The organism is Neobacillus drentensis (assembly GCF_036966985.1).
GTDB lineage: Bacteria > Bacillota > Bacilli > Bacillales > Cytobacillaceae > Neobacillus > Neobacillus drentensis_E.
On the sequence record NZ_JBALSN010000312.1, the window covers coordinates 2,735 to 5,479 of the forward strand.

The window sequence follows — 2,745 nt, forward strand, 5'->3', positions numbered from 1 at the left end:
AATTAGAAAATCTTGAAAAATAACAAAAATACCAGGATTAAATGAATGATAATTTCCTCTTCAGGTAACTCTTTTAATGTGGCAAAGTTTATTTTTTAAAAGGAGGATGCGATGAAGAGGGTTGTTGTTTTTTTTGTATTTATACATATCCTCCTAAACGGTCAAGAGGTTAGAGCTACTTCAACTATTAGTTATAAAATTGAGATGTTGAACTGGAAAGAAGTTAATCAAGTTCTGCCTAAATACACAAAGTTTACAGTTATGGATGTAGAAACGGGTAAAAAGTTTAAAGTGCAAAGACGGGCGGGGAGCCACCATGCGGACGTCCAGCCTTTAACCTCCAAAGATACGAAGATCATGAAAAGGATATACGGGGGCAAATGGAGCTGGAAACGCAGGGCCATTATTGTTATTCATAAGGACCAGTGGATTGCTGGTTCCATGCATGGAATGCCCCATGGTGCAGGGGCATTGCAGAATAACTTTCCAGGACACTTTTGTATTCATTTTTATGGCAGTACCACCCATCGTACGAACTCAATGGACTTATCGCATATGCTTATGGTACTGAAAGCTTCAGGGAAATTAAATCAGTATTTAGGTAAAGCGAATCCCTATGAAGTCATAAATGCCTATGTAGCAGGATTTAAGCAGCAAGACCGCCGAATTACATCTCTAGCCTCACTGCAAAAAATTAATTGGAAGCCCATTTTAGAAAATGTTGAAAATATTAGACTGTCTCGAATCGAATTATTGCCAGCAGAGGATTTAACGGAAGAACTCAGTTTGGACGTACCCGTGGAAATTGACTGGTATATTAAAAATAGAGGCAGACAAACCTTTAGGGGAGTCATTCACCTGATTAGATTTTCGCCACTGGACGCTTGGAAGGTGGATTCACAGGATTTTCTTAAGGAAAATAAACTTTAATAAACAAAACAAAAACATCCTCATATTGGACACTCCAATTGGGGATGTTTTTGTTTGAGGGTGAGGCTATAACGGCTGTTCTCCAAATTTGATAAAGGTACGTTCATCCTCTATTAAACCACAAGCACCGCATTGTATTCGATAATCGGGGCCATTGTAAGGGAGATGAAAGGGCTCTAGATCGTTTTCAGCATACTCTTTGATCACGGCCCCTGATTGTGGGTCGAGTTTAACAGAATGAGAAACTTGTTGAATCACATTAAAACGGCTTCGATTCGTCTTACAATTTGGACATTTATAAGGTGTTGACATCTAAGGATTCTCCTTCCTCGGTGTTGTTAAAAGTTATTTTTTGCAATGTGGTAAGTAAATATGTAACAATGCAAGTGAAGACAAAAAGGGGGGATTGTTTTTGTCTATTGAAAAGGTGTCCTTTGATCATTTATTAGAAGAATATCGGCTGATTTGGAATCATCGGTTACTTAATACGATGGGGAAAAGCAGTAAAGAGACATTGCTAGAAGCAATAAAAAGAGAACTTCTCGATGAAAATTCACACCCGAGAATCAGAAAAAGCAAATTTGAGAAATATTTTATTGCCATTAAAAGAGTGAGTGATTCAACAGTTTCGCTAGAAGCTAAGGTACTGTTAATTAAAATTCACAATAAAGTGATGGAAGAATTAAGATAGGAGAGGGAGACCTTGAAAAAGTTTTTCGTTTTTTTAGTGATTGTTCTTTGTTTAAATATCGTTGTGTCATGTAATAAAAAAGATCAAGAGGATAATCTGCCGCAAATGGTGGAAGTAGACTTGTCCATCAAACCCAATCCAGGTGAACTGGGCAAACCGGTAACATTTGAAGCAAAGGTTACCCAGGGAAAAGATCAAGTGGAGGATGCAGAAGTTATCTTCGAGATTTGGCGTGCGAAAAATGACAACCATGAAAAAGTAGAAATAAAACATTCTGAGAATGGAATCTATCGCCTAGAAAAAGCTTTCAATCAAGAAGGTACGTATTATATCATTTCACATGTTACTGCTAGAGATATGCACAACATGCCTAAAAAGGAATTTGTTGTCGGGACCCCGAGTGAACCTGAGGATGCTAATGGAAAGAACACAATGGATATGGATAATATGAAGGAATCAAATGAGGGTCAATAACAGGAAGGACAGCAGATTTGCTGTCCTTAAAATTTAATGATTTTTAAATTTCCGTAACGTCTATTTGTGAATATTGCAAATCAATATTTTTAGGGATTTTAATTTCAAGCACGCCATCCTTGAAGGTAGCAGTTGCCCCTTTCTTTTTTACAATAGCTGGAAGGGTAATCGTGTGTTTATCTTCATGATGAGGGATATGCTCAATAATAAGTTGATTGGATGTGTGATAAATTCGAAGCTGCTTAACCCATTCCTCCTGTTTTATTGAAATTCTAACGTATACATAATTATGAGTTTCAAAGGCAGTTGATTGTAAACTGTCGCCAGTGGATAATGGGGGGGATACCGATGATTGGAATCCCTGGAACATCTCCGCTGGATTTATTCCGGCTTTCATATTTCCAGGCATGAGTTTCCCTAATACATCCTGCACATAATTATTAATTTCTTCCGGCTTCATTTTCGTCATCTTATCCTTTATATTCTTATCAAAAGGGAATATATTCCACGGGAACAATGATCTCACCCTTTCCGTGTTACTTAGATATTTCTATCATATGCTAACACTTGCCCATACGTTATTAAAACCTAAGTCAATATGAATGAATGTACAAAAATTTGCGTATAAACATGTCTAGTTAACATATAGT

5 protein-coding genes are annotated in these 2,745 nt (G+C 37.1%); 3 read left to right on the forward strand and 2 right to left on the reverse strand.

Going from position 1 to position 2,745, the window contains the following annotated elements; all coding sequences use genetic code 11:
• The first annotated feature begins 111 nt into the window (after positions 1-111).
• Positions 112-930, forward strand: coding sequence for a hypothetical protein (locus V7659_RS19925; RefSeq protein ID WP_335541664.1), 819 nt, complete (start codon positions 112-114; stop codon positions 928-930).
• Positions 931-996: 66 nt separating this feature from the next.
• On the opposite strand, the gene V7659_RS19930 is transcribed toward V7659_RS19925, so the two are convergent.
• Positions 997-1,242, reverse strand: a complete 246-nt coding sequence (locus V7659_RS19930) for a DNA alkylation repair protein (protein WP_144547223.1) — start codon at positions 1,240-1,242, stop codon at positions 997-999.
• A gap of 100 nt (positions 1,243-1,342) precedes the next feature.
• Here V7659_RS19930 and V7659_RS19935 point away from each other — a divergent pair, with 100 nt between their 5' ends.
• Positions 1,343-1,621 carry a hypothetical protein gene (locus V7659_RS19935; RefSeq protein ID WP_335541667.1) on the forward strand — a complete coding sequence of 93 codons (279 nt, stop codon included), beginning with the start codon at positions 1,343-1,345 and terminating at the stop codon, positions 1,619-1,621.
• Between the two features lie 12 nt (positions 1,622-1,633).
• Complete coding sequence (locus V7659_RS19940; RefSeq protein WP_335541669.1) at positions 1,634-2,095, forward strand: FixH family protein; 462 nt, start codon at positions 1,634-1,636, stop codon at positions 2,093-2,095.
• A 43-nt stretch (positions 2,096-2,138) separates the two neighbouring features.
• Here the strand turns inward: V7659_RS19940 and V7659_RS19945 are convergent, their stop codons facing one another.
• The gene (locus V7659_RS19945) at positions 2,139-2,555 is read right to left on the reverse strand and encodes an Hsp20/alpha crystallin family protein (protein WP_335541671.1); all 417 of its coding nucleotides are present in this window, start codon (positions 2,553-2,555) and stop codon (positions 2,139-2,141) included.
• Between the last annotated feature and the right edge of the window lie 190 nt (positions 2,556-2,745).